This is a genomic window from Streptomyces sp. PSU-S4-23 (assembly GCF_055632315.1).
Map to the genome: position 1 here is coordinate 624,056 of NZ_JBVMUU010000002.1, position 17,625 is coordinate 641,680.

Sequence of the window (17,625 nt, forward strand, 5' to 3'; positions counted from 1 at the left end):
GCCCGCGCACCGCTCCGGGCGCCGCGGGCCGCGCCGCCACCCGGGTACGTCCCGGCCCGCTGGACCAGGATCGAGGGGAACGAGGATGACTGACCCCGGGGAGGCCGCAGCGGCCGTCGGCGACCAGGCCGAGGCGGTCCTCGGCCGCGACGGTCTCGACGCGCTGGTGCGGGTGCTGAGGCGGCGCGGCCGCACGGTGATCGGCCCCACCGTACGCGACGGCGCCGTCGTCCTCGCCGAGCTGGACTCCGCCGCCGAACTGCCCCACGGCTGGGGCGTCGAGCTGGAGGCGGGACGGTACCGGGTCCGCCGGAGAACGGACCCGGCCGCCTTCGCGCACAGCGCGGGGCCGCAGTCGTGGAAGTCGTTCCTGCACCCGCAGCGGGTACGCCAGTGGACCGCCGACCGCGGCACCGACGGCGAGCTGACCGTGCGCGCCGAGGAGCCCGCGCGCGTGTCGTACGCGTTCCTCGGGGTGCGGGCCTGCGATCTGCACGCCATCCGGATCCTGGACCGGGTGATGACCGGCGGCCGGTACGCGGATCCGGCCTACGGCTCCCGCCGTTCGGGGGCCTTCCTGATCGCGGTCGAGTGCACGGAGCCGGGTGCCACCTGTTTCTGCGTCTCCATGGGCACCGGGCCCGCCGTGGAATCCGGGTACGACCTCGCCCTCACCGAGGTGCTGGACGGCGGCGGCCACCGCTTCCTGTGCCGCAGCGGGAGCGAGGAGGGCGCCGCCGTGCTCGCCGAACTCCCCCGGCGCGCCGCCGACGAGGCCACCCGCACCGCGGCGGCCGACGCGGTGAGCGGGGCCGCCGAGCGCATGGGCCGGTCCATGCCGCCCGTCGACCTGCGCGCCCTGATGCGCGACACCCTGGAGGCCGACCGCTGGGACGACGTCGCCTCCCGCTGTCTGAGCTGCGGGAACTGCACCATGGTGTGCCCCACCTGCTTCTGCACCACCACCGAGGACGTCAGCGACCTGACCGGCGACCACGCCGAGCGCTGGCGCCGCTGGGACTCCTGCTACGACCTGGAGTTCAGCCTCCTGCACGACGGTCCCGTCCGGCCCGGCAGGCGCAGCCGCTACCGCCAGTGGCTCACCCACAAGATCGGCACCTGGCACGACCAGTTCGGCAGTACCGGATGCGTCGGCTGCGGCCGCTGCATCGTCTGGTGCCCCACCGGCATCGACCTCACCGAGGAGGCGCACGCCCTGCACCGGGAGGCCACGGAGGAGAGGGCCTCGCCATGACCTCGTACACGGGCCCGGCCCCCCGGACGGGCCTGCTCGCGGCGCTGCCGCCGGAGCATCGCGCGCGGCTCATGGACCTCGCCCGCGAGGTCCGTTTCCCCGGCTCCGCCAGGCTGTTCGAGGAGGGCGGGGAGGCCGACCGCTTCTGGATCCTGCGCACGGGCACCGTCGCCCTCGACATCCATGTTCCCGGCCGTGGACGCGCCGTCGTCGAGACGGTCGACGCGGGCGGCCTCATCGGCTGGTCGTGGCTGTGCCCGCCGCACCAGTGGCATCTCGGGGCCGAGACCAGGACTCCCGTGACCGCCTGGGAGTTCGAGGCGGCCGCGGTCCGCGTCCTGAGCGCGGCCCACCCGGAGTTCGGCCTGGCGCTGGCCACCCTCGTCGCCGAGACGATCGGACACCGGCTGCGCGCGACGCGCACACGGCTGCTCGACCTGTACGGGCCGCCGGGGGGCGGACCGGTGCCATGACCCTGGTCCCCCTCCCCCACCGCGTCACGGGCCGGCACGAGGAGACGGCCGACACCGTCACGCTCGTCCTGGAGCCGGCCGGCGCGTCCCTGCGGCCCTTCGCGCCCGGCCAGTTCGCCATGCTGTACGCGTTCGGTGTCGGCGAGATCCCGGTCTCGGTGTCCGGCACGACCGGGGACGGCCGGCTCACGCACACCGTCCGCGCGGTCGGCGCCGTGTCCCGAGCACTGTGCGGGCTGCGGGTGGGCGCCTCGGTCGGGGTGCGCGGCCCGTTCGGGACCGGCTGGGACCTGACGGCCGCCCGAGGCCACGACCTGCTCGTCGTCGGCGGAGGCATCGGGCTCGCCCCGCTGCGCCCCCTGATCCACGCCGTCCTGGCCGAGCCCGGCGCCTACGGGCGTCTGAACGTCCTCGTCGGGGCCCGGACACCCGAGGACCTGCTGTACCGGGAGGAGCTCCCGGCCTGGCGCCGGCCGTTCGGCGCCGTCACGGTCGACCGGCCCGCGGACGGCTGGACCGGCCGGGTCGGAGTGGTGACCACGCTGCTCGACGAGGCGCACTTCGCCCCGGCACGCACCTCGGCGTTCGTGTGCGGCCCGGAGGTCATGATCCGCGCCGCAGGCCGCCAGCTGACCCACCGGGGCGTGGCCGCCGGCCGCGTCCGGATCTCCCTGGAGCGCAACATGCGCTGCGCCACCGGCCACTGCGGCCACTGCCAGCTCGGGCCTCTGCTGCTGTGCCGTGACGGCCCCGTCGTCGGCTACGACCTGGCCGAGCCGCTGCTGACCGTACGGGAGCTGTGAGATGACCGACCCCGCCCCGTCTCCCGGGCGTGCCCGCCCCCGGCTCGGCGTGTTCAAGTTCGCCTCGTGCGACGGCTGCCAGCTGACCCTCCTCGACTGCGAGGACGAGTTGCTGGGCCTGGCCGCCGAGGTGGAGATCGCCCACTTCCTGGAGGCGTCCAGCGATGTCGCGCCGGGACCGTACGACCTGGCGCTCGTCGACGGCTCGATCTCCACCCCCGAGCACCTGGAACGGATCCGGCGCATCCGCGCCGAGTCCCGCTTCCTCGTCACCATCGGTGCCTGCGCGACCGCCGGAGGTATCCAGGCGCTGCGGAACCACGCCGACGTGACGGAGTACCTGGAGACGGTCTACGCCCGCCCCGACTACATCGAGACCCTCGCCGACTCCACCCCGCCGTCCGCCCACGTGCCCGTCGACTTCGAGCTGCGCGGCTGCCCCATCGACCGCACCCAGCTCCTGGAGGTGATCACCGCCTTCCTCGCCGGCCGCAGACCGGGCATCCCGGACCACAGTGTCTGCTTCTCCTGCAAGCAGCGCGGCACCGTCTGCGTCCTCGTCGCACACGGCACGCCCTGTCTCGGCCCGGTCACCCACGCCGGGTGCGGGGCCCTGTGCCCCGCCTACGGGCGCGGCTGCTACGGCTGCTTCGGCCCCGCCGGGACCACGAATCTCGGCGCCCTGGTCCCGGTGCTGCGCCGGGACGGGATGAGCGACGAGGACGTCGGGCGTTTCCTGCACACCTTCAACGTCACCGCCTTCACCGCGGCCGAGGAGAAGGACCTGCCGTGACCGAGCCCTCCGCCTCATCCCGAGTCGTCCGCGTCCCGGCGCTCACGCGCGTCGAGGGCGAGGCGGCGCTGCACCTGAGGGTCCACGACGGAACCGTCACCGAGGCCCGGCTGAAGATCTACGAGCCCCCGCGGTTCTTCGAGGCCTTCCTCCGGGGCCGCGCGCACACCGAGCCCGTGGACATCACCTCGCGCATCTGCGGGATCTGTCCCGTGGCCTACCAGCTGAGCGCCTGCCGGGCCGTCGAGGACGCGTGCGGGGTCGTCGTCCAGGGCCCGGTGGCCGCCCTGCGCCGCCTCCTGTACTGCGGCGAGTGGATCGAGAGCCAGACCCTCCACATCCATCTGCTGCACGCTCCGGACTTCCTCGGGTACGACGACCTGATCGCCATGGCGCGCACCCACCGTGCCCACGTCGAGCGCGGGCTGCGGCTGAAACAGGCGGGCAACGCCGTGATCGAGCTGCTCGGCGGTCGGTCGATCCACCCCGTCAACGTCCGCCTCGGCGGCTTCCACCGAGCGCCCACCCGCTCCGAACTGCGCCCTCTGGCGGAGCGCCTGCGCATCGCCCTCGACGACGCCTGGGACACCGTGCGCTGGGTCTCCGGCTTCGACTTCCCCGACGCCGCGTGCGACGCGGACCTGTTCGCCCTAGCGGAGCCGGGCACCTACGCCATCGAGTCGGGCCGGCCCACCGTGCTCCCCGCCGACGCGACGCTCCCGCCCCGCAGCTTCGCGCTGCGCGACTTCCCCGGCCACGTCGTCGAGGAACAGGTGCCGCACTCCACCGCGCTCCACTCCCGGCTGGACGGCCGCAGACACCTCACCGGCTCCCTCGCCCGCTACGCGGTCAGCGGCCACCTGCTCTCGCCGACGGCGCTCCAGGCCGCGCGGGAGGCCGGGCTGCCGGAGCCCCCGCTGATCCGCTTCGCCGGGGCCGGCGTGCGCGGTGAGGTGTGCGCCAACCCCTACCGCAGCATCCTCGTACGCGCCGTCGAGGTCCTCTACGCCGTCGAGGAGGCCCTCCGCATCATCGACGGGTACGAGCCACCGGAGCGCCCGCACGTGGAGGTGCCCGCGCGGGCGGGCGTCGGCCACGGTGCCACCGAGGCGCCGCGCGGGCTGCTCTACCACCGCTACGCGCTCGACGGCGAGGGCCGGATCACACACGCCTGTCTTGTGCCGCCCACGGCCCAGAACCAGGGCGCCATCGAGGACGACCTGCGCGTTCTCGTCCAGGCCGCCCTGGCGAGCGGGCCGGTGTCCGATGCCGATCTCGCCCATCTGTGCGAACGCGCCGTGCGCAACCACGACCCGTGCATCTCGTGCTCCGCGCACTTCCTCGACCTCGACATCCAACACGACTGCGACCTCGGCCGATGAACCGGGGGTGCGGTTTCGCGAGCGGCCACCCCCTCGGGCATCCTGAAAGTAGTCCGAGGAGAGGGCGAGGGGAGCTGTGGTGGAAGAACGGGCGCAAGGGCCGGGCGACACCGGTACGCCCGGAGCGCACCCCCAGCTGCGGCTGGACGAGCTGCTGGACGGTCTGCAGGACCAGGTCCAGCAGGTCCGTGCGGCCCGGGACAGGATGCACACCCTCCTGGACGCGGTGCTGGCCGTCGGCTCGGACCTGGATCTGGAAGTGGTGCTGCACCGCCTCGTGGAGTCGGCGGTCGCCCTCGTCGACGCCGAGTACGGGGCGCTGGGCGTGCTGGGCGAGGAAGGCACGATCAAGCAGTTCATCACGGTCGGCATCGGCGACGAGACGGTGTCCCGGATCGGGCACTACCCGCGCGGCGAGGGCATCCTGGGGCTGCTGATCCGCCACCCGGAGCCGCTGCGCCTGACGAACCTGGCCGAGCATCCGGCGTCCACCGGCTTCCCTCCCGGGCACCCGCCGATGACCAGCTTCCTCGGCGCCCCGATCCGGGTGCGCGACCAGGTGTTCGGCAACCTCTACCTGACCAACAAGCAGGGCGGCGCCGGATTCGGCGCCGACGACGAGGCGGTGCTGCGCACCCTGGCCGCGGCGGCCGGCGTGGCCATCGACAACGCTCGGCTGTACGACGACGCCCGCCGCAGGCAGCGGTGGCTGGCGGCGAGCGACGAACTGACCCGCAGCCTGCTGTCGGGCCGGGAGCCCGCCGAGGTGCTGGAGTCGGTCGTCGCGCGGGTACGCGAGCTGGCCGCGGCCGACCTGGTCACCCTGGCGGTGCCCATAGGCGACAGCGGTGAACTGGTCGTCGAGGTCGCCTCCGGCACACGCTCCGACGACGTACGGGGCCTGGTACTGCCCTCCACGACGCTGGCCGCGAAGGTCTTCGCCTCCGGCGAGACCATCACCACCGAGGCGGTGAGCGCCGACCCGCGCGCCGAGGGCGGCAGCGCCTCGGTGGTGGAGCTGGGCCCGGGGTTCTTCGTGCCGCTCGGCACCCGCGACCACATGCGCGGGGTCCTGCTGGTGGCGAACGTGCCGGACCGCCCGGTGTTCTCGGACGCCGTGGTCGACATGATCACGGGGTTCGGCAACCAGGCGGCGCTGACCCTGGAGGTGGCCGAGCACCGGCGGGACGCAGAGCACATGCTGGTGCTGCACGACCGCGACCGGATCGCCCGCGACCTGCACGACCTGGTGATCCAGCGGCTGTTCGCCGGGGCCCTGTCCCTGCAGTCCACGCTCGGCCGGGTCGACGACCGGCCGCAGGTGAGCGAGCGGATCCAGCGGGTCGTGGACGACCTGGACGACACCATCAAGGTCATCCGCTCCACCATCTACGCCCTGCGGGAGAGCGACCGCGCCCGGGGCGGCGGGCTGCGCGGCCGGCTGGTGACGGTGACCGAGCGGGCCGCCGAAGCCCTCGGCTTCTCCCCGGCGCTGCGTATGACCGGGCTGCTGGACACCAACGTGCCCGCGGAGTACGCCGAGCACCTGGTGGCCGTGCTGGGCGAGGCGCTGTCCAACGCGGCCCGGCACGCCCACGCCGGGGCGGTCGACATCATCGTCGAGGCCACCCGGGCCAGCCTGCGGCTGAAAGTGGCCGACAACGGCAGCGGCATCGACCCCGGCGTCACCCGGCGCAGCGGCCTGGCCAACCTGGAGCGCCGCGCCGAGGAACTCGGCGGCACGTTCACCCTCAGCCCGAACGAGCCGACCGGCACCGTGCTCGAGTGGCTCGTTCCGCTGCCCGCTCCGGCGTGACAGGCGCGGCACCGGGCCGGCGCGCCGCAACGGCGGTGCGTCCCGCGCGCGGGGCCGGCCCGGTCATCCGATGCGCTCCCAGCCGCGGCGGGGGGCCCGGGCGCCGAGCTGGGTGTCGCGGCTGCGGTAGACGATGTAGGGGCGGGTGAGGTAGCCGACCGGCGCGGTCAGCATGTGGACCAGGCGGGTGAACGGCCAGGCGGCGAAGAGCAGCATGGCGCTGACGGCGTGGAGCTGGAACAGCAGCGGGGCCCCGGCCATCCGGTTCGGTGCGGGCTGGAAGAGGAAGATGCTGCGGAACCACACGGAGATGGTCTCGCGGTAGTCGTAGCCCCCGCCGAGCAGGTTCGCGGCGACCGTGGCCGCGAGACCCAGGAGGATGGTCACGGTGAGCGAGAGGTACATCGCCTTGTCGTTGCGGGTGGTGACGGAGAAGACCGGGCCGACGGTGCGGCGCCGGTAGACGAGGATGGCCAGGCCGCCCAGGGTGCACACGCCGGCGATCGTGCCGAGGGTGACCGCGGTGACGTGGTAGGCGTCCTCGCTGACACCGGCCGCCTCGGTCCAGCTCTTGGGGACGACCAGGCCGCCGATGTGGCCGAGCAGCACGACGAGGATGCCGAAGTGGAACAGCGGGCTTCCGATGCGCAGCATGCGGTTCTCGTAGAGCTGGGAGGAGCGGGTGGTCCAGCCGAACTTGTCGTAGCGGTAGCGCCAGAGGTGGCCGAGGACGAAGAACGCGATGGCGAGGTACGGCAGCACGACCCACAGCAGGACGGCGCCGGTGCCGGTCTGCGCGGCGGCGGTGACGGGCTGTGCGGATGCGGTCATCGGGCATCTCCTGCCGGGTGGGGCGGGAACAGCGCGGACGGGTAGGGGGCGAGGCCGACCTCTTCCTCGGGCGGGCCTTGTGCGGCGAGGCGTGCGACGGCGGCGCGTTCGTCGCCGGCGAGCGGGGGCAGGGTGGCGGAGACGGACTCCAGCACGGACGCCCAGGGCGAGTCCTCGTCGTGCAGGGCGAGGCGCAGCAGTTCCAGGCCGGCGCGGTGTTCGCCGAGCAAGCGGTGTCCGGCGTCCGGGTCGGCGGCGGCGAATTCGAGGACGACCGCGAGGTGGTCGGGCAGTTCGCCGTCCGTCAGGCGCCAGCCCGCGGCGGCGTAGGTCTGCTTCAGGCGCAGCAGGGCGAGGCCGCGTTTGCGGGTGTCGCCGTGGGCGTAGTAGGTCAGGTACGGGCAGCAGCGTTTGCGGTGGTCGAACGTGGCCACGTAGGCGGCGGCCAGTTCGGCCGGGGCGGCCGTCCCGGCGTGGGCGGCGAAGTCCAGCAGGGGGCGGCCGACCGGGTCGGGGAGATGGCCGGCGACCTGCCGGGCCAGGACGAGGCGGGAGGGCAACTGCTCGTCGGGGTAGGCCAGGAGGAGGGACTGGGTCTGCCAGGCGTGCGGGTGCCAGGGCCGGCCGCGCGCCGGGGCGGCGGTCGCGTTCTTCGTGCTCCTGTCCGTCTTCGTCCTCTTCTTCGTCCTCTTCATGGCGTCGGCTCGCCGTCCTCACGGTCGTCGTCACCGCGCGCGGACGGGAACAGCCCGGGGGGCGTCCCCTTGCCGTCCCAGTTGAGCAGGTTGACGCGGGTGGCCTTGTCGGCGGGGGCCGCGGAGGTGTCGGAGGTCTGCCGGTCGCGCAGGGCCCGGTAGGTCTCCACCGCGATCGGCGTCGCGCCGCCCGAGGTCTCTCCGAACGGGCCGGAGCCGCCCATGCCGGGGCCGCCCTCGTAGTCGAGGCTGCACTCGGTGGCGAGTTCTTCGAGCCGGTGGGCCTGTTCCGCGTGCGCCGGCGGAATCACGTAGCGCTCGTCGTACTTGGCCAGCGCCAGCAGCCGGTACATGTCGTAGAGCTGCTCGCCGGTCATGTCCACGGCGGCCGGGACGGTGTCGTCCGGTTCGCGGCCCAGGTTGATGTCGCGCATGTAGGAGCGCATGGCGGCCAGGCGGCGCAGCACGGCGTCGACGGGGGCGGGGTCGCCCGCGGTGAACAGCTGGGCGAGGTAGTCGACGGGGATGCGCAGGGCGTCGACGGCCGCGAAGAGATTGCGGTGGTCCTCGGCGTCGTGACCGGTGTCGCGGACGGCGTCGACCACCGGGGACAGGGGCGGGATGTACCAGACCATCGGCAGGGTGCGGTACTCCGGGTGCAGGGGCAGGGCCACGCGGTAGGTGGTGATGAGGGAGTGGACCGGGGAGCGCTGGGCGGCCTGGATCCAGTCCCGGGGGATGCCCGCGCGCTCGGCCTGTGCGACGACGTGCGGGTCGTGGGGGTCGAGGAAGACCTCGCGCTGGGCGGCGTACAGGTCCTTGGGGTCGGGCGTGGAGGCGGCCTGCAGCACCTTGTCGGCGTCGTAGAGGACCAGGCCGATGTAGCGCAGCCGGCCGACGCAGGTCTCGGAGCACACGGTGGGCAGCCCGACCTCGACGCGCGGGAAGCAGAACGTGCACTTCTCCGCCTTGCCGGTGCGGTGGTTGAAGTACACCTTCTTGTACGGGCAGCCCGTGACGCACATCCGCCAGCCGCGGCAGCGGTCCTGGTCGACCAGCACGATCCCGTCCTCGGTCCGCTTGTAGATCGCCCCGGAGGGGCAGGAGGCGGCGCAGGAGGGATTGAGGCAGTGCTCGCAGATGCGCGGCAGATAGAACAGGAACGTCTGCTCGAACTCCAGCCTGATCTTCTGTGAGACCTCGGCCAGCAGCACGTCCTTGTCGCCGTGCTCGGCGGAGCCGCCCAGGCTGTCGTCCCAGTTGGCCGACCAGGAGATCTTCATGTCCTTGCCGGAGATCAGCGACTTGGGGCGGGCGACGGGGGTGTGCTCCTGCAGCGGGGCGTCGGTCAGCGTCTCGTAGTCGTAGGTCCAGGGCTCGTAGTAGTCGTCGAGCGAGGGGAGTCTGGGGTTGGCGAAGATGCTGATGAGCTTCTTGAAGCGGCCGCCCGCCTTGAGCGTGAGGCGGCCGCGCTTGGTGAGGGTCCAGCCGCCCTGCCAGGTGTCCTGGTCCTCGTACCGGCGGGGATAGCCCTGTCCGGGACGGGTCTCGACGTTGTTGAACCACACGTATTCGACGCCGGTGCGGTTGGTCCACGCCTGTTTGCAGGTGACCGAGCAGGTGTGGCAGCCGATGCACTTGTCGAGGTTCATCACCATCGCCATCTGGGCCATCACCCTCATCAGTACGTCACCTCCTGGTCGCTGCGGCGGCGGATGACGGTGATCTCGTCGCGCTGGTTTCCGGTGGGGCCCAGGTAGTTGAACGCGTAGGACAGCTGGGCGTAGCCGCCGATCAGATGGCTCGGTTTGATCAGCAGCCTGGTGAGGGAGTTGTGGATGCCGCCGCGCCGGCCGGTGGTCTCGGTGCGCGGCACGTCGATGAGCCGGTCCTGGGCGTGGTGCATGTAGACGGTGCCCTCGGGCATGCGGTGCGAGACGACGGCGCGGGCGGCGACCACGCCGTTGCGGTTGACCGCCTCGATCCAGTCGTTGTCGCGGACGCCGATCCTGGCCGCGTCGGCGGTGCTCATCCAGATGGTGGGCCCTCCCCGGGAGAGGGAGAGCATGAACAGGTTGTCCTGGTACTCGGAGTGGATGGACCACTTGTTGTGGGGCGTCAGATAGCGGACGGTGAGGCCGAGTTCGCCCGTCTCGCCGACACGGGGCTCGTCGAAGAGGGCGTGCATGTCCAACGGGGGCCGGTAGACGGGCAGGTGCTCGCCGAGCGCGGTGATCCAGTCGTGGTCGAGGTAGAAGTGCTGCCGTCCGGTGAGGGTGTGCCAGGGCTTGAGGCGTTCGAGGTTGACGGTGAACGGCGAGTACCGCCGCCCGCCCGTCTCGGAGCCGGACCACTCGGGGGACGTGATGACCGGGACGGGGGCGGCCTGGGTGTCGGCGAAGGTGATCTGCCTGCCCTCGTGCTCCGCGGCCAGGTCCGCGAGCCGGGTGCCGGTGCGTGCCTCCAGTGCCCGGAAGCCCTGGGTGGCCAGATGGCCGTTGGTGGTGCCGGACAGGGCCAGGATCGCCTCGCAGGCGTGGACGTCCCGGGCGAGCGAGGGGCGCCCGTCGGCCGCGCCCCCGCGCACGGTGCCGTTCTTGTGGCGCAGGTACTCAAGCTCCCGGTCGACGCGGAAGGTGACGCCCTTGGTGGTGGCGCCGAGCGTGTCGAGCAGCGGGCCGAGCGCGGCCATCTTGGCGGCCACGGCGCCGTAGTCGCGCTCCACGGGGATCAGTTTCGGCATGGTGCGGCCGGGTACGGGTTCGCACTCGCCGGCCTTCCAGTCGCGGACCCGGCCGTGCGGGGTGGCCAGTTCGTCGGGTGTGTCGTGCAGCAGCGGGGCGGCCACCACGTCCCGGCGCACCCCGAGATGCCCGGCGGCCAGGCGGCTGAACTCCCGGGCGAGGGTGTGGAAGGCGTCCCAGTCGGTGCGGGTCTGCCAGGGCGGGGCGATCGCCGGGTTGAAGGCGTGCACGAAGGGGTGCATGTCCGTGCTCGACAGGTCGTGCTTCTCGTACCAGGTCGCCGCGGGCAGCACCACGTCCGAGAAGACCGTGGTGCTGGTCATGCGGAAGTCCAGCGTCAGCAGCAGGTCGAGCTTGCCGGTGGGGGCCTCCTCACGCCACACCACCTCGCGCGGCCGGGCCTCGGGCGGGGCCTCGGTGGCGCGGACCGCGGAGTCGGTGCCCAGCAGGTGCTTGAGGAAGTACTCGTTGCCCTTGGCGGAGGAGCCCAGCAGGTTGGCCCGCCATATCGTCAGCACGCGGGGGAAGTTCTCCGGGGCGTCCGGGTCCTCGCCCGCGAAGCGCAGCCTGCCGGCGCGCAGTTCCTCCACCACGTGCTCGCCGACGTCGCGGCCCGCGGCCTCGGCCTCGTCGGCGAGGTCGAGGGGGTTGCGGTCGAAGGTCGGGTACGAGGGCATCCAGCCCATGCGCGCGGAGGCGGCGATCACATCGGCGGTGGCCTTTCCCTCGAACGGGCCGCCGGAGCCGGCCGCGGCGAGCGTGCCTGCGGAGAAGGGGTCGTAGCGGAACTGGTCGCTGTGCAGGTACCAGTACGCGGTCTGGATCATCTGCCGGGCCGGGCGGTGCCAGTCCGAGGCCGTGGCGAGGGCCGTGTAGCCGGTGAGGGGACGCACCTTCTCCTGGCCCACGTAGTGCGCCCAGCCGCCGCCGTTGACGCCCTGGCAGCCGGTCAGCGTGGTCAGGGTCAGGAACGCCCGGTAGATGGTGTCGGAGTGGAACCAGTGGTTCGCCCCCGCCCCCATGATGATCATCGAGCGGCCGCGGGACTCCTCGGCGTTGGCCGCGAACTCCCGCGCGATGCGCGCCGCCCGGCCCGCGTCCACGCCGGTGATCGCCTCCTGCCAGGCCGGGGTGTACGGCTCGCTCGCGTCGTCGTAGTCCGTGGGCCACTGCCCGGGGAGCCCGGGGCGGGCCACTCCGTACTGGGCCAGGAGCAGATCGAAGACGGTCGTCACCAGCCGCCCGGCCACACGCCGCACCGGCACGCCGCGCCGCAGCCGCCCCGCGCTGCCGTCCGGGGCGTCGAACCGGGGCAGTTCCACCACCACCGGCTCCTCGCCGCCGGCGTCGGCGGACAGCAGTGGGTCGGTGTCGCCCAGGTCCAGGTTCCACTTCCCGGCGCCGCTCTCGCCGAAGCGGTCGCCGAGGGTGCCGTTCGGCACCACGGGCCGGCCGGTGGCGGCGTCCAGCAGGACCGTGCGGAACTCCGCGTGCTCGGCCGCCGCGTGCTCGCCCCCGAGGTCGGCGGCGGTCAGGAACTTCCCCGGCGTGTACGTGCCCGGCTCGCGCTCGTCCAGGGCGACCAGGAACGGCAGATCCGTGTACCGCTTGGCGTAGTCCTCGAAGTAGGGGGTGCGCCGGCCGACGAAGAACTCCTTGAGGACGACGTGCCCCATGGCCATGGCGAGGGCGCCGTCGGTGCCGGGCCGGGCGGGGAGCCACTCGTCGGCGAACTTCACGTTGTCGGCGTAGTCGGGGGAGACCGCGACGACCTTCTGTCCGCGGTAGCGGGCCTCGGTCATCCAGTGCGCGTCCGGGGTGCGGGTGACCGGCAGGTTCGACCCCCACATGATCAGGTAGCCGGCGTCCCACCAGTCGCCGGACTCCGGTACGTCGGTCTGGTCGCCGAACACCTGCGGCGAGGCCACCGGGAGGTCGGCGTACCAGTCGTAGAAGGAGAGCATGACGCCGCCGAGCAGCGCGTAGAAGCGGGCCCCGGCCGCGTGCGAGACCATCGACATCGCGGGGATCGGCGAGAACCCGGCCAGCCGGTCCGGGCCGTAGGTCTTGACGGTGTGCACATGCGCGGCGGCCACCAGCTCCACCGCCTCGTCCCAACTCGCCCGTACCAGCCCGCCCTTGCCCCGGGCGGCCTTGTAGCGCCGGGCGCGCTCGGGGTCGGACACGATCTCCGCCCAGGCCGCGACCGGATCCCCGAGCCTGGCCTTGGCCTCCCGGTACATCTGCAGCAGCACCCCGCGCACATACGGATAGCGCACGCGGGTCGGCGAGTACGTGTACCAGGAGAAGGCGGCGCCGCGCGGGCAGCCGCGCGGCTCGTACTCCGGCCGGTCCGGGCCGACGGAGGGGTAGTCGGTCTGCTGCGACTCCCAGGTGATGATGCCGTCCTTGACGTACACCTTCCACGAGCACGAACCCGTGCAGTTCACCCCGTGCGTGGAGCGGACCACCTTGTCGTGCGACCAGCGGTCCCGGTAGAAGGCGTCCGCCTGCCGTCCGCCGGTCTTGTACAGCGCCCTCAGGTCGTCGGAGACGTCTGCCCGGGTGAAGAACCTCCGCGAGCGCACCAGCGCCTCGGCCACCTCGCCGTCCAGCCCCGGCGGCCGCCCTCCGCGCTTCCTCCCCGACGTCGCTTCGCTCTCCGTGGCCACAGTGCGCCGCCCCTTCCCGGGCCTCGTCGTCCCACCGGATGGTCGTTGGGGTACCACCTTCAGGAAACGTCATTCCCCTGGGCGCCTCAAGTGTCGACGTCGGCATCCGGCGTCCCTCGTGGCACGGAACCCACCCGGCGGCCGCGCCCGGCACCCGGCTCGCCCGACAGGCGTTCGCCCGGCGGGCGGACCGCGCCGGGCGAACGGACGAGGACGGGGCGGCCGCCGGTCAGGGCGAGGGCGAGGGCGAGGGCTGCGGCACACGGCTGCCGACACGGGCGCGCACCGCGTCCACGGCCTCCCACTGCTGTGTGCTCAAGGACGCCAGGGCGGCGGGGAAGACACCGTCCTGCTCCTTCAGGATGTGCTCGCGCAGCAGGGCCAGCGCGTCCAGCAACCGCTCCGGCCAGCCGGCGTCCGCGGGCGGGCCGTCCGCGGCCTCGGCGAGCACGGCCTCGATCCGGCGGTGCTCGTCCTCCAGGGCGGCGATGTGGTCGGGGAACTCCTCGGCCATCGCGGGGAACAGCCCGTGTTCCTCCACCTGTGTGTGCGGGGCCAGCACGGCGGCGATGGTCCGGGCCAGTTCGGCCATGCGGGCGATGTCGCCCTCGCGGCCGGCGTCCCGGACATGGCTGACGAGGGTCACGACGGCGTCGTGCTCACGGGTCAGATCGGCAATCGACGCCAGCGACTGGCAGCCGCAGTACTCGCACATCTCGGGCTCCCTTCCTGCTCAGTGCGAGGAGGCGGCGGGCATCTGCCGGCCGACCGAGTGCCGCACACCGGTGCCGGTGAACGTCAGGGCGGCCGCCGCGACCACGCCCAGCAGGACCAGGCCGATCGCATAGGAGCCGTAGGCGCCGTAGAGCGAACCCATCACCAGGGGCGGAACGAACCCGCCCAGACCGCCGGCGGCGCCGACGACCCCGGTGACCGAGCCGACCCGGTTCGCGGGGGCGAGCAGCGCCACCAGGGCGAACACCGCGCCGCTGCCGGCGCCCAGGGCCGCCGCCATCGCCAGGAAGGCGATCGTGCCCACCGGCACCAGCGACGGCGTCAGCGACTGCACGAAGGCCCCGGCCAGCACCACGGCCAGCGCCCCGCCCAGCACCCGCACCGGGCCCATGCGGTCCGACAGCCAGCCGCCCACCGGCCGCATGAGCACCGCCAGCAGCACGAAGCCCGCCATCCGGTTGGCCGCGTCCGCCTGGGTGAGGCCGTAGCCGTTCTTCAGGTAGGTGGGCAGGTAGACGGAGAAGGCGACATAGCCGCCGAAGGTCACCGCGTACAGCGCGGACGCCTGCCAGGTGACGCCGAGGCGCAGGGTGTCGGCCAGGCGGCGCGGCAGCGGCTCGGTCGGCACCGTGCGGCCGGGTGCGTCCCGCAGCACCAGCGCGGCGATCACCGCGTACGCCGCCAGCGCCCCGGCGGTGATCAGGAACGGGTTCGCCATGCCGTGCGCGTCGACCAGCTTGACCGTGGTCAGCGCGCTGATCGCGGTGCCGCCCATGCCGGCGCCGAAGATGCCGATGGCCAGGCCGCGCCGCTCGGGCGGGAACCATTGGTTGACGAAGGGCACCCCGACGGCGAACGCGGTGCCGCCGATGCCGAGGAAGAAGCCGCCCGCCAGCAGGGCCGCCAGGGACGAGTGCCCGGCGAGGCCGAGGTAGAGCACCGGGACGATGGTCGCGGCCGAGACCGCCGGGAACATCACCCGCCCGCCGAGCCGGTCGGTCAGCGCGCCCACCGGGATGCGGCCCAGCGAGCCGACCACCACGGGCACCGCCACCAGCAGCGACTGCTCGAACGAGGTGAGCGCGAGGGAATCCTTGAACCGCGGGCCGAGCGGGCTCAGCAGCGCCCACGCCCAGAAGTTCACGGCGAAGCCCACCGTGGCCAGGGTCAGCATCAGCCAGGCCCGGCCGGACACCGACGCGTCCCCGGCCGAGACGTCGTTCGGGTTCCTCGATGGCTGGAGCATGCGGTCCATCCCTTCGTGTCGCGCGGGGGCGGTGCGGTCGTCGCGCCGGAGCCGCGAGCGTGCGCTCTTCTGGCCGGCAGCCCGTTGCCACTGTCGGTCCCGCGCCACCGTCCAGGCATGGGCCATGGGTCCCGGTCGTGCGGCAGAGGGTCCCAAGGACGGGGGCCGGCCGACCCCCGAACGGCCCTGTCATGCATGGCCCGTCCGCATCCCCGGGAAACCCGCGACCGTGCCCTCGGGAAACCCGCGACCGTGCCCCCGGGAAACCACGACCTGCCCCCTCCCGCGGCAGGCGGAAAAAGGCCGACCGGCCCTAACACGGTGACGGCATCAGCCGGGATGATGGACCGATGCTCCAGGACAACGGCTTTCGTGCACTCGACCGCGAGGAGTGCCTGCGTCTGCTGGCCAAGGTGCCGGTCGGCCGCGTCGTGTACACCCGGCAGGCGCTCCCCTCGGTCCTCCCGGTCAACTTCTCCTTGGACGACGACTCCTCGGTGCTGCTGTGCACCTCGCCGGCCGCCGAGCTGGTGCGCGCCATCGACGGCGTCGTGGTCGCCTTCGAGGCGGACGAGTTCGACGCGGCCACCCAGTCCGGGTGGAGCGTCGTCGTCACCGGCCGGGCCGCCGTGGTGAGGGATCCCGCCGAGCACGAGCGGCTGCTGCGGGACGGTCCCCGCTCCTGGATGCCGATGCGCAACGGGGTCTTCGTACGGATCGAGTCCGAGATGATCAGCGGCCGGGAGCTCACCGGCGGGCACGGCACGCACTGACCGGGCCGGCGACGGCGCCCGGGCCGACCCCTGAGCCGGCGTCCGCGTCGGCGCCGCGGCGAGGAGCCCCGAGCCGCGCGGACGCCCGCGGAGTGCGGCCGCCGTCGGGGCCGTAGCCGAAGCGGATCAGCAGCTGGGGGCAGCAGCGCCGCCTGGCTCCGCCCGTCGCCGCCCTCAGGTCGGGCCACTCCATCGCCTGGTGCATCATCGAGGTGCGCACATCGTGCGCGGTGGCCACGAGCAGCGTGCGCTCCAGCGCCTGGCCCGCCCGCAGCCAGTCCTCCGGCCGGTCGCGCACCGTCCACAGCAGCGCCACCTGTGCGTGGCGCTCGAAGCGCACCGCGGGCAGGCGAGGACCGGCCGGGGCACCGGTGAAGTCGCGCATCGGCACCCTCCCGGCCGCATCCAGAGGACCGAGGGCGGTGGCCGGGATCCCATAGGGGGTGCGGGTCTGCGGTGCGGTGATCCACCCGCGGGCCTCGGCGGTACGGGCCCGGTGGACGGCGTTGCGCGCCTCGGCCGCGGCGGTCAGGCGCAGCAGCCGCCGAGTCCGGACGATGTCCGGTATGTCAAGGTATGCACCTTCCGCGTGGGCGGCCTCGGTCATCTCGGCCAGGATGCGCTCCGGCACCGGGCGGCCGGTGAACGGCAGGCGGCTGGTGTGGCGCCGTTCGAGCGCCTCGTGCAGATCGGGCTCCGGCGCCCGCCCGGGCGCGGTGCGCACGGCCAGTCGTACCCTGGCCAGCAGATCGGGATCATAGGGATCGGGCAGCAGGTCGACGACCGGATGCCAGCCCAGGTGTGCCGCGGCCACACGGAGGTTGAAGACGGCCGCCCCCACCGACAGATGCTGGGCTCGGCGTTCCGGATCGGCCAGCGGCAGCGCGCGCCTGCGGTCGGCGCGGACCTCGATCGAACGCGCGGCCGGATCCATACCGAACCGCCAGGGCTGCGTGTTGTGGATCGACGGCGCCGCCACGGCTGCCGACAGCAATGCTTCCAGGGCAGTCGCGTCGACCTCCGGCGTCTGCATGACGGCTGGCTCCTTCATCGGGCTCCCTCCGGCGCGGGCCGGCCTCGGGAGGCGCCCCGCGGCGCGGCGGCGGGCGGGGCTCACCACGCCTCGCGGCCGGCGGCGAGGGCCCCGAGCCATGCGTCCGGCCGCCCGCGAGGGAGTCAGGGCAGACGTGACAGGCGGCCGGACGATGACCGGACCGGAGCCACCGGCGTCCCCCCACGCCCCGCTCGGCTGACGACGGGAGACATGTGCCGAGACGGCGGCGTCCGGTGCGGACGTACCCACCGGTGCCTCCGGTTCGATCATCGTCAGCATGCCCCGCCGGACGCCTCGGCCTCTCCGGCCGACCGGTCCCTGTCCGGGGACCGTTCGGCCCTGTTGCGGGTCCT

At 73.3% G+C, this 17,625-nt stretch carries 14 protein-coding genes; 7 read left to right on the forward strand and 7 right to left on the reverse strand.

The window, feature by feature from the left end:
• Positions 1 to 85 precede the first annotated feature (85 nt).
• The 6 genes from ACZ79I_RS03580 (at position 86) to ACZ79I_RS03605 (ending at position 6,522) form a co-directional block, all read left to right on the forward strand.
• The gene (locus ACZ79I_RS03580) at positions 86 to 1,255 is read left to right on the forward strand and encodes a 4Fe-4S dicluster domain-containing protein (RefSeq protein WP_471493978.1); all 1,170 of its coding nucleotides are present in this window, start codon (positions 86 to 88) and stop codon (positions 1,253 to 1,255) included.
• Positions 1,252 to 1,728: a cyclic nucleotide-binding domain-containing protein gene (locus ACZ79I_RS03585; protein ID WP_471493980.1), complete on the forward strand. Its 477-nt coding sequence runs from the start codon at positions 1,252 to 1,254 to the stop codon at positions 1,726 to 1,728. The genes ACZ79I_RS03580 and ACZ79I_RS03585 overlap by 4 nt, the downstream gene beginning before the upstream one ends.
• A complete protein-coding gene (locus ACZ79I_RS03590) occupies positions 1,725 to 2,531 on the forward strand; it encodes an FAD/NAD(P)-binding protein (RefSeq protein WP_471493981.1) in 807 nt (268 codons plus the stop codon). The genes ACZ79I_RS03585 and ACZ79I_RS03590 overlap by 4 nt, the downstream gene beginning before the upstream one ends.
• A gap of 1 nt (position 2,532) precedes the next feature.
• Positions 2,533 to 3,324 (forward strand): NADH-quinone oxidoreductase subunit B family protein, encoded by a 792-nt coding sequence (locus tag ACZ79I_RS03595; protein ID WP_471493983.1) that lies wholly within the window; start codon positions 2,533 to 2,535, stop codon positions 3,322 to 3,324.
• Positions 3,321 to 4,706: a Ni/Fe hydrogenase subunit alpha gene (locus ACZ79I_RS03600; RefSeq protein ID WP_471493985.1), complete on the forward strand. Its 1,386-nt coding sequence runs from the start codon at positions 3,321 to 3,323 to the stop codon at positions 4,704 to 4,706. Before ACZ79I_RS03595 ends, ACZ79I_RS03600 begins: the two co-directional genes overlap by 4 nt.
• A 79-nt stretch (positions 4,707 to 4,785) precedes the next feature.
• Positions 4,786 to 6,522, forward strand: a complete 1,737-nt coding sequence (locus tag ACZ79I_RS03605) for a GAF domain-containing sensor histidine kinase (RefSeq protein ID WP_471493987.1) — start codon at positions 4,786 to 4,788, stop codon at positions 6,520 to 6,522.
• A gap of 63 nt (positions 6,523 to 6,585) precedes the next feature.
• Here ACZ79I_RS03605 and narI read toward each other — a convergent pair whose 3' ends face one another.
• The 6 genes from narI to ACZ79I_RS03635 all read right to left on the reverse strand — a co-directional run bounded on the left by narI (position 6,586) and on the right by ACZ79I_RS03635 (position 15,445).
• Complete coding sequence (narI, locus tag ACZ79I_RS03610) at positions 6,586 to 7,353, reverse strand: respiratory nitrate reductase subunit gamma (RefSeq protein ID WP_471493988.1); 768 nt, start codon at positions 7,351 to 7,353, stop codon at positions 6,586 to 6,588.
• On the reverse strand, positions 7,350 to 8,048 hold the full coding sequence (gene narJ, locus ACZ79I_RS03615) for a nitrate reductase molybdenum cofactor assembly chaperone (RefSeq protein ID WP_471493989.1): 699 nt from the start codon (positions 8,046 to 8,048) through the stop codon (positions 7,350 to 7,352). Before narJ ends, narI begins: the two co-directional genes overlap by 4 nt.
• Positions 8,045 to 9,730, reverse strand: a complete 1,686-nt coding sequence (narH, locus tag ACZ79I_RS03620; protein ID WP_471493991.1) for a nitrate reductase subunit beta — start codon at positions 9,728 to 9,730, stop codon at positions 8,045 to 8,047. The genes narJ and narH overlap by 4 nt, the downstream gene beginning before the upstream one ends.
• Complete coding sequence (locus tag ACZ79I_RS03625) at positions 9,730 to 13,407, reverse strand: nitrate reductase subunit alpha (RefSeq protein WP_471504736.1); 3,678 nt, start codon at positions 13,405 to 13,407, stop codon at positions 9,730 to 9,732. The genes narH and ACZ79I_RS03625 overlap by 1 nt, the downstream gene beginning before the upstream one ends.
• A gap of 286 nt (positions 13,408 to 13,693) precedes the next feature.
• A complete protein-coding gene (locus tag ACZ79I_RS03630; protein ID WP_471493992.1) occupies positions 13,694 to 14,179 on the reverse strand; it encodes a hemerythrin domain-containing protein in 486 nt (161 codons plus the stop codon).
• Between the two features lie 18 nt (positions 14,180 to 14,197).
• Positions 14,198 to 15,445, reverse strand: a complete 1,248-nt coding sequence (locus ACZ79I_RS03635) for a nitrate/nitrite transporter (RefSeq protein WP_471493994.1) — start codon at positions 15,443 to 15,445, stop codon at positions 14,198 to 14,200.
• A 350-nt stretch (positions 15,446 to 15,795) separates the two neighbouring features.
• On the opposite strand from ACZ79I_RS03635, the gene ACZ79I_RS03640 reads away from it, so the two are divergent.
• Positions 15,796 to 16,218, forward strand: a complete 423-nt coding sequence (locus ACZ79I_RS03640; protein WP_471493996.1) for a pyridoxamine 5'-phosphate oxidase family protein — start codon at positions 15,796 to 15,798, stop codon at positions 16,216 to 16,218.
• Here the strand turns inward: ACZ79I_RS03640 and ACZ79I_RS03645 are convergent.
• Positions 16,193 to 17,251 (reverse strand): Acg family FMN-binding oxidoreductase, encoded by a 1,059-nt coding sequence (locus ACZ79I_RS03645; RefSeq protein WP_471493998.1) that lies wholly within the window; start codon positions 17,249 to 17,251, stop codon positions 16,193 to 16,195. The genes ACZ79I_RS03640 and ACZ79I_RS03645 overlap by 26 nt on opposite strands.
• Positions 17,252 to 17,625: the final 374 nt, after the last annotated feature.

Coding starts and splice junctions, on each gene's coding strand:
- ACZ79I_RS03580 (WP_471493978.1), top strand. CDS start 86: ATGACTGACCCCGGGGAGGCCGCAGCGGCCGTCGGCGACCAGGCCGAG.
- ACZ79I_RS03585 (WP_471493980.1), top strand. CDS start 1,252: ATGACCTCGTACACGGGCCCGGCCCCCCGGACGGGCCTGCTCGCGGCG.
- ACZ79I_RS03590 (WP_471493981.1), top strand. CDS start 1,725: ATGACCCTGGTCCCCCTCCCCCACCGCGTCACGGGCCGGCACGAGGAG.
- ACZ79I_RS03595 (WP_471493983.1), top strand. CDS start 2,533: ATGACCGACCCCGCCCCGTCTCCCGGGCGTGCCCGCCCCCGGCTCGGC.
- narI (WP_471493988.1), bottom strand. CDS start 7,353: ATGACCGCATCCGCACAGCCCGTCACCGCCGCCGCGCAGACCGGCACC.
- narJ (WP_471493989.1), bottom strand. CDS start 8,048: ATGAAGAGGACGAAGAAGAGGACGAAGACGGACAGGAGCACGAAGAAC.
- narH (WP_471493991.1), bottom strand. CDS start 9,730: ATGAGGGTGATGGCCCAGATGGCGATGGTGATGAACCTCGACAAGTGC.
- ACZ79I_RS03630 (WP_471493992.1), bottom strand. CDS start 14,179: ATGTGCGAGTACTGCGGCTGCCAGTCGCTGGCGTCGATTGCCGATCTG.
- ACZ79I_RS03635 (WP_471493994.1), bottom strand. CDS start 15,445: ATGCTCCAGCCATCGAGGAACCCGAACGACGTCTCGGCCGGGGACGCG.
- ACZ79I_RS03640 (WP_471493996.1), top strand. CDS start 15,796: ATGCTCCAGGACAACGGCTTTCGTGCACTCGACCGCGAGGAGTGCCTG.
- ACZ79I_RS03645 (WP_471493998.1), bottom strand. CDS start 17,251: ATGCAGACGCCGGAGGTCGACGCGACTGCCCTGGAAGCATTGCTGTCG.